The 22,673-nt window shown below is 70.7% G+C and carries 23 protein-coding genes; 12 read left to right on the top strand and 11 right to left on the bottom strand.

The features are described 5' to 3' along the window. Positions 1-268: 268 nt before the first annotated feature. The 4 genes from ACIQRL_RS01160 (at position 269) to ACIQRL_RS01145 (ending at position 4,733) form a co-directional block, all read left to right on the top strand. Positions 269-1,006 carry a hypothetical protein gene (locus ACIQRL_RS01160; RefSeq protein ID WP_401325366.1) on the top strand — a complete coding sequence of 246 codons (738 nt, stop codon included), beginning with the start codon at positions 269-271 and terminating at the stop codon, positions 1,004-1,006. Positions 1,007-1,641: 635 nt separating this feature from the next. Then, positions 1,642-3,543: an FUSC family protein gene (locus ACIQRL_RS01155; protein ID WP_401325364.1), complete on the top strand. Its 1,902-nt coding sequence runs from the start codon at positions 1,642-1,644 to the stop codon at positions 3,541-3,543. A gap of 167 nt (positions 3,544-3,710) precedes the next feature. Next, positions 3,711-4,397 (top strand): DUF899 domain-containing protein, encoded by a 687-nt coding sequence (locus tag ACIQRL_RS01150; RefSeq protein ID WP_401325362.1) that lies wholly within the window; start codon positions 3,711-3,713, stop codon positions 4,395-4,397. A 162-nt stretch (positions 4,398-4,559) separates the two neighbouring features. Then, a complete protein-coding gene (locus ACIQRL_RS01145) occupies positions 4,560-4,733 on the top strand; it encodes a hypothetical protein (RefSeq protein ID WP_339128732.1) in 174 nt (57 codons plus the stop codon). Between the two features lie 179 nt (positions 4,734-4,912). Here the strand turns inward: ACIQRL_RS01145 and ACIQRL_RS01140 are convergent, their stop codons facing one another. Then, a complete protein-coding gene (locus tag ACIQRL_RS01140; RefSeq protein ID WP_401325359.1) occupies positions 4,913-5,359 on the bottom strand; it encodes a hypothetical protein in 447 nt (148 codons plus the stop codon). Next, entirely contained in the window at positions 5,356-6,198 is an 843-nt protein-coding gene (locus tag ACIQRL_RS01135; RefSeq protein WP_401325357.1) for an ATP-binding protein, read from the bottom strand. The genes ACIQRL_RS01140 and ACIQRL_RS01135 overlap by 4 nt, the downstream gene beginning before the upstream one ends. Positions 6,199-6,458: 260 nt before the next feature. On the opposite strand from ACIQRL_RS01135, the gene ACIQRL_RS01130 reads away from it, so the two are divergent. The 3 genes from ACIQRL_RS01130 (at position 6,459) to ACIQRL_RS01120 (ending at position 8,487) form a co-directional block, all read left to right on the top strand. Then, positions 6,459-7,319 (top strand): helix-turn-helix transcriptional regulator, encoded by an 861-nt coding sequence (locus tag ACIQRL_RS01130; protein ID WP_401325355.1) that lies wholly within the window; start codon positions 6,459-6,461, stop codon positions 7,317-7,319. Then, entirely contained in the window at positions 7,320-7,598 is a 279-nt protein-coding gene (locus ACIQRL_RS01125) for a DUF397 domain-containing protein (RefSeq protein ID WP_401325353.1), read from the top strand. A gap of 85 nt (positions 7,599-7,683) precedes the next feature. Further along, positions 7,684-8,487: an SAM-dependent methyltransferase gene (locus tag ACIQRL_RS01120; protein WP_401325350.1), complete on the top strand. Its 804-nt coding sequence runs from the start codon at positions 7,684-7,686 to the stop codon at positions 8,485-8,487. A 178-nt stretch (positions 8,488-8,665) separates the two neighbouring features. Here ACIQRL_RS01120 and ACIQRL_RS01115 read toward each other — a convergent pair whose 3' ends face one another. From ACIQRL_RS01115 to ACIQRL_RS01105, 3 genes are all read right to left on the bottom strand, one after another. Further along, a complete protein-coding gene (locus ACIQRL_RS01115; protein ID WP_401325349.1) occupies positions 8,666-10,159 on the bottom strand; it encodes a glutamate synthase subunit beta in 1,494 nt (497 codons plus the stop codon). A gap of 318 nt (positions 10,160-10,477) precedes the next feature. Continuing rightward, positions 10,478-10,957, bottom strand: a complete 480-nt coding sequence (locus tag ACIQRL_RS01110; RefSeq protein ID WP_401325346.1) for a DUF1772 domain-containing protein — start codon at positions 10,955-10,957, stop codon at positions 10,478-10,480. A 214-nt stretch (positions 10,958-11,171) separates the two neighbouring features. Next, positions 11,172-11,867 (bottom strand): DUF2293 domain-containing protein, encoded by a 696-nt coding sequence (locus tag ACIQRL_RS01105; protein ID WP_401325344.1) that lies wholly within the window; start codon positions 11,865-11,867, stop codon positions 11,172-11,174. 332 nt (positions 11,868-12,199) lie between these two features. On the opposite strand from ACIQRL_RS01105, the gene ACIQRL_RS01100 reads away from it, so the two are divergent. Both ACIQRL_RS01100 and ACIQRL_RS01095 read left to right on the top strand, forming a co-directional pair. After that, positions 12,200-12,841 carry a uridine kinase gene (locus ACIQRL_RS01100; protein ID WP_401325341.1) on the top strand — a complete coding sequence of 214 codons (642 nt, stop codon included), beginning with the start codon at positions 12,200-12,202 and terminating at the stop codon, positions 12,839-12,841. A gap of 204 nt (positions 12,842-13,045) precedes the next feature. Next, positions 13,046-13,483, top strand: coding sequence for a CBS domain-containing protein (locus tag ACIQRL_RS01095; protein ID WP_401325339.1), 438 nt, complete (start codon positions 13,046-13,048; stop codon positions 13,481-13,483). A 178-nt stretch (positions 13,484-13,661) separates the two neighbouring features. Here ACIQRL_RS01095 and ACIQRL_RS01090 read toward each other — a convergent pair whose 3' ends face one another. Then, positions 13,662-14,789 carry a magnesium and cobalt transport protein CorA gene (locus ACIQRL_RS01090; RefSeq protein WP_401325336.1) on the bottom strand — a complete coding sequence of 376 codons (1,128 nt, stop codon included), beginning with the start codon at positions 14,787-14,789 and terminating at the stop codon, positions 13,662-13,664. A gap of 258 nt (positions 14,790-15,047) precedes the next feature. Here ACIQRL_RS01090 and ACIQRL_RS01085 point away from each other — a divergent pair, with 258 nt between their 5' ends. After that, positions 15,048-15,842 (top strand): methyltransferase domain-containing protein, encoded by a 795-nt coding sequence (locus ACIQRL_RS01085; RefSeq protein WP_401325333.1) that lies wholly within the window; start codon positions 15,048-15,050, stop codon positions 15,840-15,842. 58 nt (positions 15,843-15,900) lie between these two features. On the opposite strand, the gene ACIQRL_RS01080 is transcribed toward ACIQRL_RS01085, so the two are convergent. The 3 genes from ACIQRL_RS01080 to fdhA form a co-directional block, all read right to left on the bottom strand. Further along, a complete protein-coding gene (locus tag ACIQRL_RS01080) occupies positions 15,901-16,824 on the bottom strand; it encodes a carbohydrate kinase family protein (protein WP_401327982.1) in 924 nt (307 codons plus the stop codon). Positions 16,825-16,892: 68 nt separating this feature from the next. Further along, positions 16,893-17,798, bottom strand: a complete 906-nt coding sequence (locus ACIQRL_RS01075) for a pseudouridine-5'-phosphate glycosidase (RefSeq protein ID WP_401325330.1) — start codon at positions 17,796-17,798, stop codon at positions 16,893-16,895. 326 nt (positions 17,799-18,124) lie between these two features. After that, on the bottom strand, positions 18,125-19,357 hold the full coding sequence (gene fdhA, locus ACIQRL_RS01070; RefSeq protein WP_401325327.1) for a formaldehyde dehydrogenase, glutathione-independent: 1,233 nt from the start codon (positions 19,355-19,357) through the stop codon (positions 18,125-18,127). Positions 19,358-19,546: 189 nt separating this feature from the next. Between fdhA and ACIQRL_RS01065 the strand changes: the two genes are divergently transcribed. After that, positions 19,547-19,909: a cupin domain-containing protein gene (locus ACIQRL_RS01065; RefSeq protein ID WP_389074285.1), complete on the top strand. Its 363-nt coding sequence runs from the start codon at positions 19,547-19,549 to the stop codon at positions 19,907-19,909. 102 nt (positions 19,910-20,011) lie between these two features. Here the strand turns inward: ACIQRL_RS01065 and ACIQRL_RS01060 are convergent, their stop codons facing one another. After that, positions 20,012-20,566, bottom strand: coding sequence for a methylated-DNA--[protein]-cysteine S-methyltransferase (locus ACIQRL_RS01060; protein ID WP_401325324.1), 555 nt, complete (start codon positions 20,564-20,566; stop codon positions 20,012-20,014). 80 nt (positions 20,567-20,646) lie between these two features. Beyond that, positions 20,647-21,513: a glycerophosphodiester phosphodiesterase gene (locus ACIQRL_RS01055; RefSeq protein ID WP_401325321.1), complete on the bottom strand. Its 867-nt coding sequence runs from the start codon at positions 21,511-21,513 to the stop codon at positions 20,647-20,649. A gap of 279 nt (positions 21,514-21,792) precedes the next feature. Between ACIQRL_RS01055 and ACIQRL_RS01050 the strand changes: the two genes are divergently transcribed. After that, positions 21,793-22,665, top strand: coding sequence for an MHYT domain-containing protein (locus ACIQRL_RS01050; RefSeq protein WP_401325319.1), 873 nt, complete (start codon positions 21,793-21,795; stop codon positions 22,663-22,665). Positions 22,666-22,673: the final 8 nt, after the last annotated feature.

Below are 22,673 nucleotides of genomic sequence, written 5' to 3'. Positions count from 1 at the left end.
CTGCGGCCTGCGGCCTGCGGCCTGCGGCCTGCGGCCTGCGGCCTGCGGCCTGCGGCCTGCGGCCTGCGGCCTGCGGCCTGCGGCCTGCGGCCTGCGGCCTGCCGGGTCTGCCGGGTCTGCCGGGTCCAAGGGTCGCCCGGGTCCAAGGGACGGGGGGATCTGCAGGATCCCGCCTGGGCGAGGGCGCTGGTGCCGGCCGGGTCTGCCCTCGACCCCGGCGCGAATAATCCTTCGAGTCATCCCGGCCCACGCTGCTACGGTCACCGACGTGGCGAAACTCAATCAGATCATCGCAGTGGAGAAGGGCATCAAGTCCAAGTCCCATCAGGACCTGACGGCTGCTCATCATGGGCTGCAGAAACCGGCGTTGCTCGCCGGTATCTCGCGGACGTATCAGCCGAAGGACGAGGAGGGCGAGCAACTGCCGCCCGAGTCGACCCGGGTTCAGGTGCAGGCCGAGGACGTGCTGCGGGACACCGCGGCGACTCTGACGCGGCTGTTCGATGTGACCGCCACCAAGGACTGGGCCAACTGCGCGGCGAGGGCCGACGTGAAGGTCGATGGGCGCGTGCTCGTCGCCGAGGTGCCGGTGTCCTATCTGCTCTTCCTCGAGAAGCAGCTCACCGATCTCAACACCTTCGTAAGGAAGTTGCCCGTCCTCGACGCCTCCGAGTCCTGGGTGCGGGATCCGTCCACCGACGCCTGGAAGACCGAGCCGGTGCGGACCCTTCGTACGAAGAAGGTCCCCCGGAACCACGTCAAGGCCGAGGCCACCGAGAAGCATCCGGCCCAGGTCGAGGTGTACTACGAGGACATCCCCGTCGGCTACTGGACCACCGTCAAGTTCTCCGGAGCCCTGCCCGCCCGTCGCGTGAACGAACTCCTCGACCGTGTCGAGAAGTTGCAGCAGGCGGTCAAGTTCGCCCGCGAGGAGGCCAACGGCGAGGACGTCGTCGACCAGCGCGTCGGCGACGCTGTTTTCGGCTACCTGTTCGCACAGGGGTAGCCTCTGAACTCCCCGGCCACCACGTACCACGGCCGGGGTGCGCGAGGAGCGCAAGCTGAACCTGAAGCTTGTCGTGAATGCACGGTTCCAGTGGAGGTTCGAGTCCTCCCCGCGGCACCAGAACGGCACTCCGGCCAAACGGAGTGTCCACGCGCCGCGGTAGCCCAATCCGGCAGAGGCAGACCGTGATCAATCTCAGACTATTGCTCCAGACTCAGTATTCGCCGCCGATCGCCGGATCGACCGGGCCCAGGCCCCAGTACGCCGAGATGCTGGTTCAAGTCCAGTCCGCGCAGCTCGATGCGTGGTGGTCCAAAGGCAGGACGCGGCGACATAACGACTGACCTGGGTTCTCAAGTGTGCCGGCGTGCGACATGGTGGCATCTCAGGGTCCGGGGGCCGGCTACGCCCTCGGACCCGCTCCTCCTCCCGAAGTACCTCGTATATCTCGCCCGTCCCGTCCATCGCGTCCGTCCCCACTTTCCCGTCCGTCCCGTCCGTCTCCCGTGAAGTGTCACGTCGCGGAAATCCCCGCGTTCGTTTTCCGCGGGCAACGCGCACTACCCTGGTAACGACACGAGCCCGGCCGACGTCGCCCGAAGGCATTCCGCCCTCGCCCGACAGGAGCCCGACCCGTGCGCCTCACCCACCTCGCCGTACCACCCTGGCTGGCCCATGCCCTTCGTGCGCAGCGCGGACCGGTCCCCTGGAACGCGGTCGTGCGCGGTGCGCTCGCCGCCGGGCCGCTGCTGCTCGTGGCCGTACTGAGTGGTCGTACCTCACTCGGAGTGATCGCCGCCCTCGGCGCCATGCTGACGGGGATCAACGACCGGCCGGGCAGCCGGCGGGTCGCCGTCGAGCGGCTCGGGGTACCGGCCCTCGCCGGGGCCGCCGGTCTGCTCATCGGGTCGTACGCCGGACAGCACACCGGCGCCGTGACGCTCACCCTTCTGCTCACCGGGCTCGGACTGCTCGCCGGAGCCGTCAGCGCGGTCGGACCCGTCGCCTCCGGAGCCGGGACCCAACTGCTGGTCGCCTCGGCCATCGGGGCCGGGATGCCGTTGCCCGAACCCGGGTGGATGCGTGCGCTTCTGTTCGTCGGCGGGGCGGGCTGGCTGCTCGCGCTGCGGCTGGCACTGCCGACGACCGCGGTGAACACCGGGGACTACCGCTTCGACGGGGAGCGGGACGCCGTCGGCGGTGTCTACGACGCCATCGCCCACCTGCTGCTCGCGGCGGGCGGACCCGACGCGACCCGGCGGCGCGTCGCGCTGACCGCGGCCCTCGACCACGCGCAGGACGCCCTCGACGGGCCACGGCTGCGGCGATACGCCAGTTCCGCGGCCGAGCGGCGACTGCACGCGCAGTACGCCGCTGCCCTGCCGCTCGCCGAGGCCGCGACCGCGCTCGCCTGGACGGGCGAGGCCGTGCCCGCACGGGCCGCGGAGGGTCCCCGGCGGCTCGCCGTGGCCGTCCGCACCGGAGCTCCCACCGGTCCGCTCCCGGCGCCCGCCGTCCCCGGCGCCAGGTCCGGTCCGCTCGGCAGCGGCACATCCGCCGAGCCCGCGCTGCGCGCCCTGCACGACGCCCTGCTGTATGCCGCTGAAACGTTCGACCGGGGCTCCGGGAACGTCCTGCACCCCCGGCGGCGTACCGCCGTCTCACTCGTACGCACCGCTCTCGGTTCCGCGGGGCGCGAGTACGGCCTGCGGGTCGCCCTCTGTTTCGGCGCGAGCGTCGCCGTGGCACAGGCCCTCCACCACGCCCGCTGGTACGGCAACCACCCGCACTGGTACTGGCTCCCCGCGACCGCAGTCTTCCTCGTCAAGCCCGACCTCGGACCGCTCGCCTCACGCGTGCTGTGCCGGGCGGCGGGAACCGTCCTCGGCGCGGTCGCCTTCGCGGGGCTCGCGCTCCTGCTGCCGCGTCCGGAGGGATTCGTCGCCCTCGTCGCGGTCAGCGGTGCCCTCATCCCCGTCGCCACCCGCCACTTCGCGGCGCAGACCGCGGTCGTCACCGTCCTGGTCCTCGCGCTCGTGATGGCCGGCGGCGAGCCGCAGGCCTCCTGGAACCGGATCGTGGAGACACTGCTGGCCTGCGCGATCGTGCTGCTCGTCGGGCATCTGCCGACGCTCGGACAGCGCGGCGGGACCGTACGGGCCAGGCTCACCCGGGCCACCGAGGCGGCGGACGTCTATCTCGCCCATGTGCTGAGCGACGGCACGGCCCGCGACCGTACGGGCCGCTGGGTCCTGCGCCGGGAGGCCTATCGCGCGCTCGCCGAGGCCCGTGCCGCGATCGATCTCGCCGCTGCCGAACTCCCGGCCCTGGCACGGCACTCCGAGGGTACGGATGAGGTCGCGGCCACCCTGGAACGGCTCGTCGACACGACCACGGCGTGCGCCGTGCAGCTCGACGACGCGGGCCGGCTCACGTCTCGGCACACCGACCGGATCACCGAACTGCTCGGCGAACTGGCCGACCGGCGCGAGCGGGCGGGACTGCGGGAAGCGCCCGCGCGGTCCGTCGTGGTCTGACGCGCGCGGGGGCTTGCCCGTACGGTCGTCGGGAGTGCGACGCGCACGGGCTTGCTCGGCGCGCGCCGCGTGCTCCCGGTCCCCGAAAAATCTTGGCGCTGTTCCGATGAGTTCCGTTTCTCCCGGGCGTCCACCGCAGAGTAGGCACCGTTCCGTAGGAGGAGCACATGACGCTTCCGCAGATCGTCTCGCGTGAGGAGTGGCAGGCCGCGCGCGAGGAACTGCTGGTCAAGGAGAAGGCCGCCACCCGCGCGCGTGACGCTCTCAGCGCGGCGCGGCGCGGACTGCCGATGGTCGAGATCGACAAGGAGTACGTCTTCGACAGCGGCGGCGGGAAGGCGACGCTGCCCGACCTCTTCCGGGGACGGGACCAACTCGTCGTCTACCACTTCATGTTCGCTCCCGAGTGGGACGCGGGCTGCCGCAGTTGCTCGGCGTTCCTCGACCAGATCGGGCACCTCGCCCATCTGCGGGCCCGCGGAACGGAGTTCGCCGCGGTGTCCCGGGCGCCATACACGAAGATCCTGCCCTTCAAGGCCCGGATGGGCTGGACGGTGCCCTGGTACTCGTCGTACGACAGCGACTTCAACTACGACTTCCAGGTGTCGTTCGGTGGACACGAACCCTACGAGCGGCCCGGGATGAGCTGCTTCCTGCGTGAGGGCGAACGCGTCTTCCATACGTACTCCACGTACGAACGCGGTCTTGACGGTCTGGGCTCCACGAGCACGCTCCTCGATCTCACCGCGCTGGGACGGCAGGAGGAGTGGGAGGAGCCGAAGGGCCGCGCCTCAACGCTGGGGGCACCCGCGGGCAGCGAACGCGTCCGGTACCACGACGAGTACGAGGACTGACGCGATCGGGACGAGGTCCGACGAGTGCCGGAGGCTTGCGGCGCCTGTCGCGGCGGGGCTTGGTACCCAGTGTCGACTTCGTCTCAGTACCGTCACTTCCAGAGCCGTTCACCCCATGGCAGGCGTTTAACTCTGGAGAGCAGCGCGACATGGAGGTAAAGGGTGAACGGGCGAATGGTGCTGGAGCGCTTTCCCGCCGGAGGACCGCGCGGGTCGTGGCCCGCCGAGGAGTTCGCGCAGGCGCGCCGCCAGGAGGGCCAGGCCGCGGAGGTCGTCATGGATCTCGCCTCCGACGCGTTCCTGGTCGTCGTGGGCGGTGTCGACGGCGTCGAGTGAGGGCCGCGCGGGACCGGGCCGGCCGCCGTTGACGCGGGAGTCTTCGCCGCGAACCTTTCCGCCCCAAAGCCGAGCGGAATCAAGGAACAAGCAGCAAGAGGCCAGAGGCAAGCAGCAATGAACAGGTGGCAGGCGTCAAGGGCGAGCAATAGGCGTCAGGGAGCAGGTCGCTCCGGCGTTCACGCGCTGATCGGGCGCGACCAGGCGGGTGTCGTCCCCGTGACCCGGCAGAGGGCCAGGTAAAGAGGTATCGGCGGGGTATACGGAAGCGTGCCATCCGGTTTGTGGATGAGCCCGGGAATCCGGGGTGAGTCCGGCACGACCGCACCCGTGACGTAGTGGGCGGGCGCCGGCCACTCCAGGGCGACATCGGAGTCGGAGGGGACGATCCACCACCAGTGCGCCGGGTCGGCGTAGACGCAGCCCACGCGCGGCAGCCGCGACAGCAGCATCGGTCCGAAGTGGGCGGGCACGGACACCGCGTCGCAGCCCAGCGGCACCTTCATGCCCTCGGGAACCGGGAGACGCCTCGGCGGCCCGGACTGCGGCCGTCCGCGCTTCAGGCGGACGAGCGTGTCCAGGCTCAGGACCTGCGTCGCAGGCCCCGCCGCAGACGTACGGCTCACAGGCTCTCCCGTTCCCGTTCCCTGTCCCGATCCCGTTCCCGATGCGGATCCCGATCCCTCAGCGGATCCCGATTCCCCAGCGGACCCCGACCCTCCAGTGGATCCCGATCCTGGCTCCCGCTCCGGGCGGAGGGAGGCTGAGGGTTCCCCACGGTTCCCGCCCCCCAGGATCCCTCCGCCCCCGTGCCCCGACCGTCGTTCGGGGGTTTCTTCGCGCTCCAGCCCAGGTCCGCCCGCGGGCCGGTGTCCGCGCCGTGCGTGTCCCGGCCGGACCGTGCTTCGCGCGGCCGGCCGGGCAGCCCCAGGTCGGATCCGTCCCCGAACTCGGCGTCGATGCGGTCCAGTTCGTCCAGGTCGTGCCTGTCGTCCGGCTCGCCCGGATCCTGCCAGGTCTCCCGGGTGGTGCCGTCGGTGTCATCGGCCCGGCCTGCCGCGCGCGCGATCTCCGCCCACACCAGCAGGCCGGGCCCGGTGTCCTGGGCCCCCCAGGCCCTGGACACTGCCGCGACGAGAAGCAATCCCCTCCCGTGCTCCTCGTCGGGCCGTTGCGGGGAGGGATGCGGCTCACCCGGAGCGCATCCCTCGTCACACACGGCTATGCGCACCAGGTCGTCGGCGTCGTGCAGCTCGCAGACGACGCGTTGCCCGGCGGCGTGCACGATCGCGTTGGTGACCAGCTCGGAGACCACCAGGGCCGCCGTGTCGCAGGTGTCCTCGCACACCGCCCAGCCGGACAGGCGGGACCGGGTCAGGCGTCTCGCCTGAGCCACGGAGCCCGGGTGTGCGGCCAGCTCGAAGCGGAACCGGCGCTCGGCGGCCGCTCCGGGGTGCTGCCCCATCGCGGCACGGAGACCGAACCGGTCTTCGGCGGCGTCTGTTCCTAACGGCGCGGACGGAATCACGCTTGCCACTATCTCCCCGCCGTGAACACTTGGCAAGACTCACTCTGAAAAATGCAGAGTGCCGTGTGACGCGGTGGGGGCGCGTGGCACACTGCTGGCAACAGCAAGACGAGCGGCGCCAGTTGGGATCGTCGAGGAGGACGAGGAAGAACCCGGACGGCGCCGACCGGGCTGTCCGGACTCAGTGGAGGTGGGACGTGAGCGAACCGCGGTCCGCGCCGACGGTCGGCCAGGTCGTTCTCGGCCGGCGACTGCTGGACCTGCGGGAACGCGCGGGTCTCAAGCGCGAGGAGGCCGCGCGGATCCTGCGCGTGGCCCCCGCGACGGTCCGCCGTATGGAGATGGCCGAGGTGTCGCTCAAGATCCCGTACCTCCAGCTCCTGCTGAAGTCGTACGGCGTCAGCGACGAGGAGGCCGAGGCCTTCGTCCAACTGGCCGAGGACGCCAATAAACCGGGCTGGTGGCAGCGGTTCCACGACATCCTGCCCGACTGGTTCTCCATGCACGTCAGCCTGGAAGGCGCCGCCGCCCTCCTGCGCTCCTACGAACCCCACTTCGTCCCAGGCCTGTTGCAGACCGAGGACTACGCCCGCGGCGTCCTGAAGGCGGGGGCCATCGGGCAGACCAGGCCCGAGGACATCGAGCGGCACGTGGCCCTGCGCATGCAGCGTCAGGATCTGCTCACGCGTGAGGACTCACCCCGGATCTGGGCCGTGATGGACGAGACGGTGCTGCGCCGCACCATCGGCGGCCCCGAGGTGATGCGTGCCCAGATCGACAAGTTGCTTCAGGCCACGAAGCTGCCCCATGTGACGTTGCAGGTGATCCCGTTCTCCTCGGGTCCGCACCCCGGCACGTACGGGCCCTTCGTGCTGTTCCGATTTGCCATGCCGGAACTCCCGGACATGGTCTACAGCGAGTACCTGACCGGCGCCGTCTACCTGGACGCGCGTTCCGAGGTGGCGACCCACCTGGAGGTCATGGACCGCATGGCGGCTCAAGCCGCCACGGCACATCGCACGAAGGAGATCCTCCGGGATCTCCGCAAGGAGCTGTGAATGGAACGCGTCACGCCGGAACGCATCAACCCGCGAATAGGCAACGTGCGCATCTACAACGGAATGCCCGCCCGTGAACTGGGCAGTGAGGGCTGGCACAAACCGTGGAGCGGCGGCAATGGCGGCAACTGCCTGGAGGCGATGAAACTCGCCGACGGTCGTATCGCCGTCCGTCAGTCGGCCGACCCGGACGGTCCCGCCCTCATCTACACGCCCGGCGAGATGACCGCGTTCATCCAGGGCGCGAAAGCGGGAGAGGCGGACTTCCTTCTTTCCTGAACGACTTGCTTTCTCTTTTCCCCGACTTCCCTGAATTTGGTTCTGAGTTGATCACTTACCACGGCGCGGACTTACGGAGACCGTCATGACCGGGCAGCCCCCCATCGGAATCGACACGAGCAAGCCGCATCCCGCGCGGATGTACGACTGGTACCTCGGCGGCAAGGACAACTACCCCGTCGACGAGGAAATGGGCCGCCAGATGCTCACCCTCGATCCGAGGGTGCCGGTGATGGCCCGGGTCAACCGCGCCTTCATGCACCGTGCCACCCGCTGGCTCGCCCAGAACGGTGTGCGGCAGTTCCTCGACATCGGCACCGGCATCCCGACCGAGCCGAACCTCCACCAGGTCGCGCAGGCCGTCGCACCCGACGCACGGGTCGTGTACTGCGACAACGACCCGATCGTGCTGGCCCACGCCGCAGCCCTGCTGCGCAGCTCGGACGCGGGAGTGACCGAGTATCTGCAGGCCGATGTGCGGGACCCGGACGCCATTCTCGACGGGGCCAGGAAGGTCCTGGACTTCGGCCGGCCCGTGGCGCTCTCCCTCGTGGCGCTGCTCCACTTCGTCTCCGACACGGACGGCGCGCACGCCCTGGTCGACCGGCTGCTGTCCGAACTGCCCTCCGGCAGCTACTTGATGGTCACGCACGCCACCGCGGACTTCACCCCGGAGGATTCGGCGGCGGCGATCGCGAAGCTCAAGGCGGCGGGCGTCACCCTGGCGCTCCGCTCCCGCGAGGAGTTCACCCGCTTCTTCGACGGCCTCGATCTGGTCGAGCCGGGCGTCGCGGTGGTCCACGAATGGCACCCGGAACTGGGCGAACCGGTGCCGGGACAGGACGACGGAGTGATCCCCGGCTACGGGGCGGTGGGACGCAAACCGTAGCTATCGCACGGGAGTTGAGCATCCCGCCGTGACGATTCCCCGGAAGGGGGGATACCGCGGCGGGGTGCTTTTCTTTGCGGCGCGGGACGCCACTCCGTCGGCGCCACGCGGTCACGGGGCGGTCGTAGCGACGCGGTCATCGGGCGGTCGTAGCTACACGGTCATGGGGCGGTCGTAGCTACACGGTCATGGGGCGGTCGTACGGTCCGATCGGGGCGGGCAGACGGGTGCGGCCCGCCCCGCTCAGCTCCCGGTCCACGGCCGCGGCGACCGCCCGGCCCTCGGCGATGGCCCACACGACGAGTGACGCGCCGCGTGCCGCGTCCCCGGCGACGTACACCCCGGGAACGTTCGTGCCGAAGTCGGCGCCGCGGGCGATCGTGCCACGCGGCTCAAGTGCCAGTCCCAGCTGGTCGATCAGGCCGTCGTTCCGGTCCGGGCCCAGGAAGCCGAGAGCGAGCAGCACGAGATCGGCGGGCAGGGTCCGCCCGGAACCGGGGACCGGGCGTCGGCGCCCGTCGACCTCGACAAGATGCAGCGAGCGCACCCGCCCGTCCGCGCTCCCGCCGAACCGGAGCGTGGACGCGGCGAAGAGCCGTGCGTCAGCGTCCGCGGCGGGCGCCGTGCCCAGCGAGCCGGCCTCCTCGTGCGCGCCGGAGAGCCGGTAGATCTTCGGATACGTCGGCCACGGCTCGGCGTCCTCGTCGCGCTCGGCCTCCGGCTGCGGATAGATGTCGAGCTGGGTCACGGACGAGGCACCCTCGCGCACCGCCGTCCCCAGGCAGTCGGCTCCGGTGTCCCCGCCGCCGACGATCACCACATGTCGTCCCGCCGCGGACAACGGGGAGACCTCCAGATCCCCCTCGCACACCCGGTCGGCCAGCGGAAGATACTCCATCGCCTGATGGATGCCGGACAACTGCCTTCCGGGTACGTCCAGTTCGCGCCAGGCCGTGGCCCCGAGCGCGAGAATCACGGCGTCGTAGCGCGCCTTGAGCTCGGTCGCGCCGATGTCGGTGCCGATCGCCGTCGAGGTGCGGAACTTGGTTCCCTCGGTGCGCATCTGGGCCAGCCGCCGGTTGAGCTGCCGCTTCTCCATCTTGAACGCGGGGATTCCGTACCGCAGCAGACCGCCGATCCGGTCGGCCCGTTCGTACACGGCCACCGTGTGCCCGGCCCGCGTCAACTGCTGTGCCGCGGCAAGCCCGGCGGGCCCCGATCCGACGATCGCGACCGTCCGTCCCGAGAGCCGGTCCGGCGGACGCGGGGGTGTGAACCCGTCCTCCCAGGCACGGTCGGCGATGGCGACCTCGACGTTCTTTATGGTGACGGCGGGCTGGTTGATCGCCAGCACACAGCCGGCCTCGCACGGCGCGGGGCACAACCGACCGGTGAACTCGGGGAAGTTGTTCGTGGCGTGCAGCCGGTCGCTCGCCGCCCGCCAGTCGTCGCGTGAGACGAGGTCGTTCCACTCGGGGATCAGGTTGCCCAGTGGGCACGCGTCATGACAGAAGGGGATGCCGCAGTCCATGCACCGGTCAGCCTGTTTCTCGATGATCGGCAGCAGGGCTCCCGGAACGTACACCTCGTTCCAGTCCCGCACCCGCTCCTGGACGGGCCGGCGCGGATACTCCTGGCGCGGTGTGGTCATGAAACCCTTGGGATCGGCCATGGCCGTCTCCCCCATGTACGCGTACCGGTGCGGGGCCGCACGGCGCTCGGCCGTCACCGGCCGCGGAATCCGGGCAGCACTCCTTTCAGGCCACGATACGTCGCCCGCGCATATGCCGCCGCCCCGGACGACAGCGGACCGAGGGCCGGGACGAGGACGGACCCGTACCCGTCCGGGGCGGGCGTGGACACACAGCCGCGGGAGCGACGGGCAGCTCAGGAACGCGCAGGACGGGTGGCTCAGGAACGTGGGAGGGACGGGTGACTCAGGAACGTGGGAGGGACGGGCGGCTCAAGAACCGTAGGAGGGACGGGCGGCTCAGGTGAGGGCGAGGGCGTACGACACCGCCGCGGCGGCCGAGGCGGCGGTGCGGACGTGATTCCACATCGTCCACTCGCGCACAAACGTGGGCCAGTAGACGGCGGCCTCCGGTGTCCCGGGGTCCAGCTTCAGCAGCCTGTCGTTGCGCGGCACGTTCGCCGCTATCGTCACCCCGAACGCACCGAACAGATACAGCGCGCTGCCGAGCAGCAACTCCACCGTCCCCCCGTCCGGCAGCAGCACGAACGTCACCACCGCCAGCACCGAGGACAGCACCGCCGACCCGACGAAGACCGCCATGAACGGGGGGCGGACCGCGGCGACGTTGATCGCGTTCATCGCGGCGACCCCCTGTGCGGGCGGCAGCTGGGCGAGCGCTCTCATCACGAAGGTCGAGAACCCGCAGAACACCCCCGCCACCAGCCCGCAGCCGAGCACCCCCAGCAGTGTCAGCACGAAATACGGTCCATCGATCATGTCCACTCCCGTGTCGAACCGGCCGAACCCAAGATCCTGCACAGCGCCGACCGTCACCACAAGTGAAATCCCTTACGACGGCAGGGGCCATGGCCGAGCGACGCGACCTCATGCGCGAGCGTCCACCGACCCCCGCCGGGCGTCCCCTCACACCGGGCGTGAGCGTCCCCTCACGCAACCGTGAGGGTCCCTCCACGCCCGCGTGAGCGTTCCCTCACGCCTGCGCGGTGATGTCGTCGCGCCATTCCCAGAGCCTTGTGTCCACCGTGGCCGCGATCCGGCAACGCGCCTCGTACCGCGAAACGCCGCTCATCAGCAGTTGGTCGTACGGTGTCTCCGTATGCCGTACGGACGCGCGCACCGCGGCGGTCACGGCAGCCTCGGACAGCGCGCGGCCCGCCGAGCTCCGCCCGACCCGTCCGCTGCCGCGTACCGAGGCATGTGCGGCGATCGCTCGCGCCCGGTCGGCCGGACAGTGCGGAAACAGCCGGCGTATCTCCCGCGCGAACGCGTCCGTGAAGCGGACGTCTTCCGCCTCCCGGCGCCGGGCGTCCCGTCCCCGGCGCCGCCGCCGTGCCTCCGCGTCCGCCAGACACCGCTCCTCGGCCAGGGCGAGCGCAGCCTCCTCGACCATGGCGCCCTGCCGTTCGTAGCGGCCCTGTCGCCGGTTGAACCGCACCACGACGGCCGACAGCGTGCTGCCCTCCCGCGATCTGCGCGTCAGCGCGGTGTCGCCGCGCGGCAGGAACACCAGGTGTCCGAGATCCGCGCAGTCCAGGCACCGAGGTGCGCCCTCCTCCAGCACCAGCAGCGCGAGCGGCCCGCTCCGGCACTCGACACAGCGCCGCTTCTTGAGCGGCTGGACGACGAGAAGTCCGTTCCGGTGCGGGGGATCAGCGATCGGTGCCATACGCGGTTCCTTCCCCGGACCGGCGCCACATCTACGTCGCGCGGCGAAGCCCCGCACGCCCCACGATCTACGGCGTCGGGGGCGACGTCCCGCACGCCCAGTGACCTACAGCACAGCGCGGCGACGCCCCGCACGCCCCGCAATCTACGTCGTGATGGCGACGTCCCGCGCGCCCCGTGACCTACGGCATTGAGCGGCGACGCCCCGCGCGCTAGGCGACCTACGTCGTCGGGGCGGCCACGTCCCGCGCGCCCCGTGCCCGGCCGCCCGGTGTCTCCCGCGCCCGCTCGCGGTCCGCCGCGGTGACCGGGTCCCTTCGCGCTCGCGGCATCATGGGCCCTGTGCGACTCGAAGCGATCACCTGGGAACGGCTCGGCGACCTCCTCGCCGACCGTCTGCTCGACCTGAAGCCGCAGGACGGCAGCCCCTGGCCACGCGTCGCCTTCGACGGAGCCCCGGCCGGCCGGCCCGGCGAACTCGCGCACCGCGTCTCCGAGGCGCTGCGCATACGCGGCCGTTCCTCGCTGGTCGTCGGCGCGGAGGGCTTCCTGCGCCCCGCCTCGCTCCGGCTCGAATACGGTCACCAGGACGTCGAGGCCTATTACGACAGCTGGTTCGACACGGGCGCTCTCTGGCGCGAGGTCTTCGGTCCCCTCGAACCCGGCGGCGACGGCAGGGTCCTGCCCGATCTCTGGGACCCCGACACCGACCGGGCCACTCGCAGCCCCTACGTCCAACTCCCGCCCGGCGGGATCCTGTTGCTCCACGGCCCCCTCCTTCTGCGCCACTGGTTCCCGTTCGACCTCAGCGTCCACGTCCTTCTCTCCCCGGGTGCCCTCCGCCGCCGTACCCCCGAGGCGGAGCACTGGACCCTCCCAGCGTTCGCCCGCTACGAGAGCGAGGTGGACCCGGCCACCACGGCCGACGTCCTGGTGCGAGCGGACGACCCCCGCCACCCGGCGTGGAACGGCTGACCACGACGGCCGCCCCCATGCACTCGGACTTCGCCCCGTTCCCTCGGCCTCGGCCCGGTCCGGTGGCCCTCGATCCGGTTCGCCGGCCGCCCGGATCCACGTACTTCCAGGTGCGCAGCCCCTGGGGCGCGGCGAGAATATAGGGCGCCGGGACTAGCGGTGTGTTCCGCGCCGCGCCGGCCGTCCGGCACCGGGAGGTACTACATGACCACCGCCGGAGACATCATGCACCGTGGTGCCCAGTGGATCCCCGCCCACGAGACCCTGGACCGCGCCGCCCAGCTGATGCGCGAGCTCAACGTGGGCGCGCTGCCCATCAGCGACCAGAACGAACGCCTCTGCGGCATCCTCACGGACCGCGACATCGTCGTCGGCTGCGTGGCCATGGGCCACGACCCCGCGCACATCACCGCAGGCGAGATGGCCCAAGGCACACCGCGTTGGATCGACGCCGACGCCGATGTCGGCGAAGTGCTCCAGGAGATGAAGGGGCACCAGATCCGCCGGCTTCCGGTGATCGAGGACAAGCGGCTGGTCGGCATGATCAGTGAGGCCGACCTCGCCCGGCACGTCAGCGACGAACAACTCGCCGCCTGGGTAGAGAGCGTCTACGCGAGGGACACGAGCGGCGCGATGGGCTGAACCGGTCCTCCGACCCGGTCGGTCCTCCGACCTCTCCTGATCTTTCCGCCCCCGTTCCGACACTCTCGTTGCGACTCTCCCGTTGCGACCCCACTGGAAGGCGGCCCGAAACGACCCGGGACTCTGCCGAACACGTGGCGTGCTCTCGTCCGGCCGGCCGTGCCGGGCGAGAGTCGTGTCAGAGCCAGCCGTTGCGCCGGAACCCTCGGTAGAGGACGAGGCAGCCGACGGATATGACGCCGATGACGATGGGGTAGCCGAACCTCCAGTGCAGTTCGGGCATGTTGTCGAAGTTCATGCCGTACACACCGCAGACCATGGTCGGGACGGCGATGACCGCCGCCCACGCCGTGATCTTCCGCATGTCCTCGTTCTGCGCCACCGTCACCTGCGCGAGATGCGCCTGCAGGATCGAGTTGAGCAGTTCGTCGAAGGCGGCTATCTGCTCGGTCGCCCGCAGCAGATGGTCGGAGACATCACGGAAGTACGCCTGTATCTCCGGGGCGACCACCCGGGCGGGCCTCGTCGCCAGTTCCTGGAGGGGCCGGGCGAGCGGGACCACGGCCCGCTTCAGTTCGAGGAGTTCACGCTTGAGCTGGTAGATGCGGCCTGCGTCCGCGCGGGCGCCGTTCTCGGCGAACACGTCGGCCTCGACCTGGTCGATGTCCGCCTGGACCGAGTCGGTGACGCTCACATAGTCGTCGACCACATGGTCCGCGATCGCGTGCAGGACCGCGGCCGGCCCCTTGGACAGTTGCTGCGCATCGGACTCCAGCTCCTCGCGCAGCGGGCCCAGGGATCCGTGCCGTCCGTGTCGCACGGTGATGACGAAGTCCGGCCCGACGAACACCATGATCTCGCCGGTATTCACGATCTCGCTCGTAGAGGTCAACTCCGTGTGCTCCACGTAGCAGACCGTTTTGAACACCGCGAACAGTGTGTCGCCGTACCGCTCAAGCTTTGGACGCTGATGCGCCTCCACCGAGTTCTCGACCGCCAGTGGATGCAGGTCGAAGAGTTCGGCGATGCCCGCGAACTCGACGTCGGTCGGTTCGTGCAGTCCGAGCCAGACGAACCCCCCTTCGCGCTTGCGGATCCGGCGCACGGTGTCGACCAGATCGTGGCCCTCGGGGATCCGGACACCGTCCTCGTACGCCACACAGTTCACCACCGCGGAGCCCAGCGGCGACCGGGCGGGGTGACTCAGGTCGACACGGTGACGCCGCCGTGTCAGCCGTGCCACTCTGCGGAGGCCGTCGACCGCGCCGAGAGCCGTCACCCTCCGCAAATTCCCTGCCATGGACATCTGGATCTCCTCGCGTGGATCTCCCCGGGCCGCACTTTGCGCCTGGCGAGCCAGTCTGCCAGGCCGGATCCGCCACCGGAAAAGACTGTGGGAACGGAACATTCCGTTCCGCGGTGTGGGGTACCCGGACGGGGGGTGTCACTCGGCGTCACCCGACGGCGCCCGGTGCCGCGGAGCCGGAACAGTCACGTGACGCGGGTGCCGACAACGGGAGCGTCGACGATTCCCGACGAGCGGGACAACTGGGATGATCTCCCTATGACGCGAGCCGACGGGTATCTCCTCGACAACCAGCAGACCGAGGCGGGACAGCGTTTCGACGCCCTCGCCACTCTCTTCGACCCCACGACGTTCCGGCACATGGAGCGCTTCGGCGTCGGGTCCGGCTGGCGCTGCTGGGAGGTCGGGGCGGGCGGCACGTCCGTGGTGTCCTGGCTCGCCAAGAAGGTGGGTCCGACGGGGAAGGTCGTCGCCACCGACATCGACACCTCGTGGGCGGCGTCCGTGGCACGCTCGCCGGTCGAGGTCCGCGTCCACGACGTGGGCGCCGAGGAACCGCCGGGGGAGGGCTTCGACCTCGTGCACGCCCGGCTCGTACTCGTTCATGTGCCGGACCGGGAGCGGGCGTTGCGGTCGATGATCAAATCCCTGCGCCCCGGCGGCCGGATCCTCGTCGAGGACGCCGACCCCGCCCTGCAGCCGCTGCTCTGCCCGGACGAGTACGGCCCCGAGCAGCAGCTCGCGAACCGGCTGCGCCAGGGCTTCCGCAAACTGCTCGCCGATCGCGGCGCCGATCTCGCGTACGGCCGCAAACTCCCGCGGCTGCTCCGGGAGGCGGGACTGCGGGGCGTGGAGGCCGACGCGTACTTCCCCGTCACGTCACCCGCCTGCACCACGCTGGAGTCCGCGACGATCCGTCAGATCCGCGACCAGCTCGTCACCGCGGGCCTGGCCACCCAGGAGGAGATCGACCGGCACCTGGCGAACGTCGCCGCTGGGTCCATGGACCTGGCGACGGCGCCGATGATCTCGGCCTGGGGGCGCAAGAACTGAGCGAGGGCGAGAAGCGGGCAATCGGGTGCCACAGTTGTCCCTCGTACGGTCGATGCGGTCAGCGGACCCGCGTCTCTCCCGCGCGTCGCCGTCGGCCTCCGGCGGGGGGTCTTCCGCCGACCCGCTCCACGGCCTGCGCCCCCGCCGCGCACCCCGCCGTCGCCGCCTCCTCGGGCCCGGCGCCCGCGAGCAAGGCGGCGAGGAACGCGCCGGTGAACGCGTCACCGGCACCCGTCGTGTCCCGCGGCGTCGCGGGTAGTGCCGGGACACGGGCCCGAACGGATCCGGAACGGGCGACCAGGGCCCCGGCACCCCCAGACTTGACGATCACCAAGGGGAAATGGCGGCTCAGTTTGGCCGCCGCGTCGGCCGGATCGGGCAGCCCGGTCAGCAGGCACGCCTCGTCACGGCTGGGCAGCAGGACGTCCACGCCCGCGCAGAGTTCCAGGAAGCGGCCCACACCCAGCTCGGTGAGGAACCCCGCCGACGCCGGGTCGAGGCTCACCGGCACACCCCGCGCGCGTGTCGCCTCCAGCACCACCGACACCAGCGCCCGGCTCGGCTCGGAGAAGAACAGATAGCCCGACAGATGGAGCCGCGCGACCCCGTCGAGCAGCGCGGGCGACCAGTCGTCCGGCGCGAGCCGCAGTGACGCCCCGCTGTCCGTGAGGAACGTACGCTCCGCCGACGCTCCGGTGTCCACCAGGCAGATCACCGTCCCGGTCGGCGCCTCCGGATCGGTCACCAGGAGGGGCCGTACGCCGCTCGCCGCGAGTTCGCGTTCGTGCCACGCCGCGGCGTCGCCGCCCACCCGGCCCAGCAGCCGCACGTCGGCGCAGCCCTCGTACACGGCCCAGCACGCGACGTTGGCGCCCGCGCCGCCCGGAACGGTCCGGATGGCGGCGACGGTGTCGGTACCGGCCGCCAGCGGCCCGCGATGCCTCGCGACGACATCCGTGACCACGTCCCCGACGACGAGCAGAGCGCCTTGGGCCGGGTCGCCCGCATCTGTACCGGTGCCGCTGTCCGGGGTGCCCCGGTCCGTGTCGCTCACACCTCCGCCCAGGCCGCCGCGATCCGCCCCGCGAGACGTACGTTGCCCCGTACCGCCGCCAGATTGGCGCCCAGTGAGGCGCCGTCCGTGTGCCGGACCAGATAGCCCAGCAGGAACGGCGTCACCGCCTGTCCGGTCACACCCTCCGCCTCGCACGCGCGCAGCGCGTCGGCGAGCACGCGCGCGTGGAGCGCGGGATCGAGCTGCTCCTCCTCGGGGACGGGGTTCGCGACGATGAGCGAGGAGTCGGGGGCGTGCAGCGCGTCCTGCGCGCGCATCACCTCCGCCACCTGCTCGGGGGACTCCAGCGTCCACTCCACGGGGTGCCCCGAGTCGGACAGATAGAAGCCGGGGAACCTGTCCGTGCCGTACCCGGCCACCGCCACGCCCAGTGTCTCCAGGCGCTGCAGCGTCGCCGGCACATCGAGGATCGACTTGACGCCCGCGCACACCACCGTGATCCGGGTACGCGCCAACAGGCCCAGATCGGCGGACTCGTCCTGGGTCACCGTCCACTCGCGGTGCACACCGCCGAGCCCTCCCGTCGCGAACACCCGCACCCCCGCGCGCGCCGCCAGCAGGGCCGTCGCGGACACGGTCGTCGCCCCGCTCGCCCCCGCGGCCACCGCGAGCGGCAGGTCACGGTGGCCCAGTTTGCGGATGCCGTCCTCGTTCGCGACCCGCTCAAGCTGGTCCTTGTCCAGGCCGACGTGCGGCCGGCCGTCGAGCACGGCGATCGTCGCGGGGACGGCGCCCTCCTCCCGGACGAGCTCCTCCAGTTCGAGCGCGACCTGCAGATTCCGCGGGCGGGGCAGCCCGTGGGCGATGATCGTCGACTCCAGGGCCACCACCGGCCGGCGCGCGTCGAGCGCCTCCCGCACCTCTTCGGACACCACGATCACGCGCCTGCCTCCTGCCGTCGGTGGACGTTCCCCGTACCTGGATCTCTGGCGAGCGGCGCGCCCGGCCAAACCCGTGCGGCTGGCGGCGTACGACACCAGCCTGGGCACATGACGGACAACTCGCCACGTCTCGACCCTGTCGGGCGCGGCTTGCGCTTCCGTGAGCCGGACGGGAACGTCTTCGAGGCCGGGCACCACGAGCAACCCCTTCGCCGGGCGGGATCCCGTCCTCCCCAGGCAGAAGGGGTGCTCCACGCGCGCGGGAACACCCCTTCGGCAGGAGGGTCCGGACGGGCCTTCGACAAGGAGGGTCCGGACGGGCCGGGTCAGACAGGCCGTACGCCGGCCAGTGCCCCATGGGGATCGAGGACGTACTTGCGGCCGGCGCCCTGGTCGAACTCGGCGTAACCGCGCGGTGCGTCGTCCAGGCCGATCACGGTCGCGTTGACCGCCTTGGCGATATGCACCCGGTCGTGCAGGATCGCCTTCATCAGCCCCCGGTGGTACCGCATCACCGGGCACTGGCCTGTGGTGAACCGGTGGCTCTTGGCCCATCCCAGGCCCAGACGCACCTTCAGCGTCCCGGTCCTCGCGTCCTGGTCGATCCCTCCGGGGTCGTCCGTGACATAGAGGCCGGGGATGCCCAGGGCACCGCCCGCGCGGGTCACCCCCATCAGCGAGTTGAGAACGGTCGCGGGCGCCTCCCGAGGGTCCCGGCCGTGCGCCCGCGCCTCGAAGCCCACCGCGTCGACGGCCGCGTCGACCTCGGGCTCGCCGAGAATCTGCGCGACCTGGTCCTCCACACCGCCCTGGGAGACGTCGACGGTCTCGCAGCCGAAACTCCGCGCCTGGGCGAGGCGTTCGGCATTGAGGTCCCCGACGATGACGACAGCGGCGCCCAGCAACTGCGCCGACGCCGCCGCGGCCAGCCCGACCGGGCCCGCTCCGGCGACGTACACCGTCGAGCCGACCCCGGCGCCGGCGGTGACCGCGCCGTGGAATCCGGTCGGGAAGATGTCCGACAGCATCGTCAGATCCAGGAGCTTCTCGCGCGCCTGGTCGCGGTCCGGGAACCTCAACAGGTTGAAGTCCGCGTACGGGACCATGGCGTACTCGGCCTGGCCGCCGACCCAGCCACCCATGTCGACATAGCCGTAGGCCGCCCCCGGACGCGCGGGGTTCACGTTCAGGCAGATGCCGGTGTTGCGCTCCTTGCAGTTGCGGCACCGCCCGCAGGCGATGTTGAACGGCACCGACACGATGTCCCCGACCTCGACGAACTCGACGTCCGGACCGCGCTCCAGTACCTCTCCGGTGATCTCGTGTCCGAGGACCAGCCCCTCGGGTGCGGTCGTACGGCCCCGCACCATGTGCTGGTCACTGCCACAGATATTGCTGGCGAGCACCTTGAGAATGACTCCGTGCCGGCACGTGCGGCCGACGTTCTCGCGAGCCACGCCTGGCCCGTCCTGCAGTTCAAGCGTCGGGTGGTCGATGGTCCTGACCTCCACCGCACCCGGCTTGAGATACGCGACTGCCCTGTTTCCGCTTCCGCTCATGCGTGATCGCCGTCCCTTCGGCTCCGTGACTCGGATGCCAGCGGCTGTTCGCGGGGCGGAGTCTGCTACCGGCCGCGCGTTACGGCCACCCTCCGCGTCAGGACTTTCCGGAAGTGCCGTGCGGCGCCGGACCTGACGGGGAGACCCTCGTCGTCCCGGGCGGCGGGCGAGCCCTTAGGGTGTCCGCTCATGACCATGAACTCCCAGGCCACGCCGTCCTTCGCCGTGCACATTCCCGACGCCGAACTCGAACCCGAGCCGCTGGACCCGGCCCAGATCGTCTCCGGCGATCCCGCTGTGACGGGCAAGGTGCTGTGGGAGTCCGCCGACGGCAAGCAACTGCGCGGCATCTGGCAGATCACGCCCGGCGTGGTGACCGACACCGAGGCGAACGAACTCTTCGTCGTCGTCAGTGGCCGCGCCACCATCGCGGTGGAGGGCGGCGACGTCATCGAGGTGGGTCCGGGCGACGCGGCGTTCCTGCGCGAGGGCGACCGCACGACGTGGACCGTGCACGAGACGCTTCGCAAGGCGTACCACATCAGCCTCTGAGGACCTGAGGGCCTCAGGAGCGGACGCTTCCGCCGCACGCACGGCACACCCCTCCGCCCTCCGCTCGAAGGCGGGAGGGGTGCCGCCGGTCCCGCCGCGACCTCAGAAAAGCGGCTCCGGGAGGACTCCCTCGAGCGCCAGCAGCTTCCGCTTGGTCTCCAGACCGCCCCCGAAGCCGCCGATACCGCCGTCGCTCTCGACCACCCGGTGGCAGGGCACCACGACCGGCAGCGGATTCGAGCCCATGGCCACCCCCACGGCCTGCGCCGCCCGGGGCTCCCCGACCCGCCCGGCCAGGTCGCCGTAGGCGACGACGGAACCGAACGGAACGCCCGAGTTCAACTCGCGGAGCACCTCGCGGTTGAACCCCGAGATCAGCGACCAGTCGAGCGGCAGGTCGAAGTCGTGCCGCTCGCCCGCGAAGTACGCCTGGATCTGGCGTATCGCCTCGGCCAGCAGCGGGGACCCGGGCGCCTCGACGGGCTCGCTGCCCAGACGGGACGCGAGCCGGTCGAGCGCTTTGTCGCGCACCGCGTCCGACGCGTGAAAAACGACATTGACCAGGCCGTGGGGCGTCGCCGCGAGGAGCAGCGGACCGATGTCCGTGCCGACGACGGCCCACACGACCTGCTGCTCGTACCGCCCGTGGCTGTCCATGCGATCCACCGTACGGCCCGCCACTGACAACACCCGGGGCGCGTACACCGGCGCCCGTCCGCGTCCCGGGCGATGGCACGCTAGCTCAGAGCCGCTCGGATGGCGTCGGGCACGTTCGTGATGACGCCGTCCGTGCCGAAGCCCGCCAGGCGCCGCGCGGTGGCCACGTCGTCGACGGTCCAGGCGAAGACCTTCATCGGGCCGTGCGGACCGTGGAGGGCGTGCACCGCGGCGACGTAGTCGGACGACAGCGACCGGTGATCCGAGTTGATCTGGTCGGTGAACTCCGCGTACTGGGGCAGCCGCGCGATCGGAGGGGTCCCCAGGAAGGCCGTCGTGATGCCGGGCCGCAGCCGGTGCACCGTCCGGACACTGTCCGCGCTGAAGCTCTGGACGATCAGCCTGTCCCTGAGGTGCGCCGGATCGAGCCAGCCCTCGTTGCTCAGGAGCTTGAGCGTCTGCCGCTCGATGCCCGGATAGAGCTCGGGATTCTTGATCTCCAGCACGAGCTTCTGGTGGTTGCGCGAGACACGTTCCATGTACTCCCGCAGCGTCGGCACCTTCGCGCCCGCGAACCGGGGGCCGAACCAGCTTCCGGCATCCAGGCGGGCGATCTCGGCCGCGGTGAAATCCTTGACCTTCCAGGGACTCCGGCCGGGATACACCTGCTCGACGTCGGTCGTGCGCGCCAGCGAGGCGTCGTGGAGGACGACGAGCTGACCGTCTCCGGTGCGCTGGACGTCGTTCTCGACCCAGTCGAACCCGAGCTCGGCAGCGCGGTCGATGGCGGCCAGAGTGTTCTCGGGAGCGTAGGCCGAGGCGCCGCGGTGGGCGACGACCAGCGGTGCCGTGGTCCGGCCGCCGGCCTTGGCGTGCGGGCTGGGCAGTATCAAAACGGCTCCCCCAAGAAGCGCGGCGGTCGTGGCGGCGGCAACGCGCGCGTGCATGCGTTCTCCTCGCGTCGGACGATCACGGACAGCACAAGATTGACAGCAGAGAGTCGACGGAGGGGGGAGGCGAGATGGCCGCGGATTGAATGGAGTTGTCCAAGTCCGCTCACTGCCGCCGCACAAGTGAGGAGAGGTCGTGATTCTTTGCCGGATTATCGTTCGACCATTCCGGTGGGGGTCATACTCTCGCCTCAACCCGGTCCGCTCCGGCGGTCCGGAGGGCGGGGGCATTTCAGGACAGTTCCAGCAGTAACAGGGCGGGAAAGGCAGCCGCGCATGCAAGGCACAGTCGACGGCTTCACGTACGGACTCGTCACACCGCTGGTGGCGTATTTCATGGCCTGCCTGGGCGGAGCGCTGGGGCTTCGCTGCACCACCAGATCCCTGCTCGTCGCCGGCTCCTGGCGGGCCGGCTGGCTCGCGCTCGGCTCGGTCGCGATCGCGTCCGGCATCTGGACGATGCACTTCATCGCGATGATGGGATTCACCGTCGAGGAGACCCCCGTCCACTACGACCAGCCGACAACCTTCGCGAGTCTGGGGGTCGCCGTCCTGATGGTCGGCGCCGGGATCTTCATCGTCGGGTACCAGGGGGCCTCCGGGACGGCGCTCTTCACCGGCGGGACGGTCACCGGCCTGGGCATCGCCTCGATGCACTACCTGGGCATGGCCGGAATGCGGCTCAACGGCAAGCTCGCGTACAACACCCTCACCGTCTCCGCCTCGGTCGTCATTGCCGTCGTGGCCGCCACCGCCGCCCTCTGGGCCGCGGGACAGGTGCGTGGATTCCTCTGGAGTGTGGGAGCGAGCCTCGTCATGGGGTTGGCCGTCAGCGGTATGCACTACATGGGCATGGCCGCGCTCAGTGTCCACCTGCACGGCTCGACCGGCGTCACCCCCGCCGGGGACGCGGCGGCCACGCTGCTCGCGCCCATGATGATCGGCCCCTTGGCCTTCCTCTGCCTGGCGGGCGTCGTCGTGATGTTCGATCCGCAGATGGTCATGGGCAAGCCCGACCGGCGACCCGCGGAGATCAGGCGACCGGGCATCCCGGCCCATCCCGTCGTCGTCCACGCCGGCCGTCGTCCGGCCGTCCGTCCCGTGCAGGAGCGTGCGTACCGACGGTCCCGTACCCCGCAGAGCAGGTGATCGGGCCC

Source organism: Streptomyces sp. NPDC091209 (assembly GCF_044757755.1).
In the GTDB taxonomy this organism is placed as follows: domain Bacteria; phylum Actinomycetota; class Actinomycetes; order Streptomycetales; family Streptomycetaceae; genus Streptomyces.
Note: the sequence above shows the minus strand (reverse complement) of the source record. Positions and strands in the feature narration are given on the sequence as shown.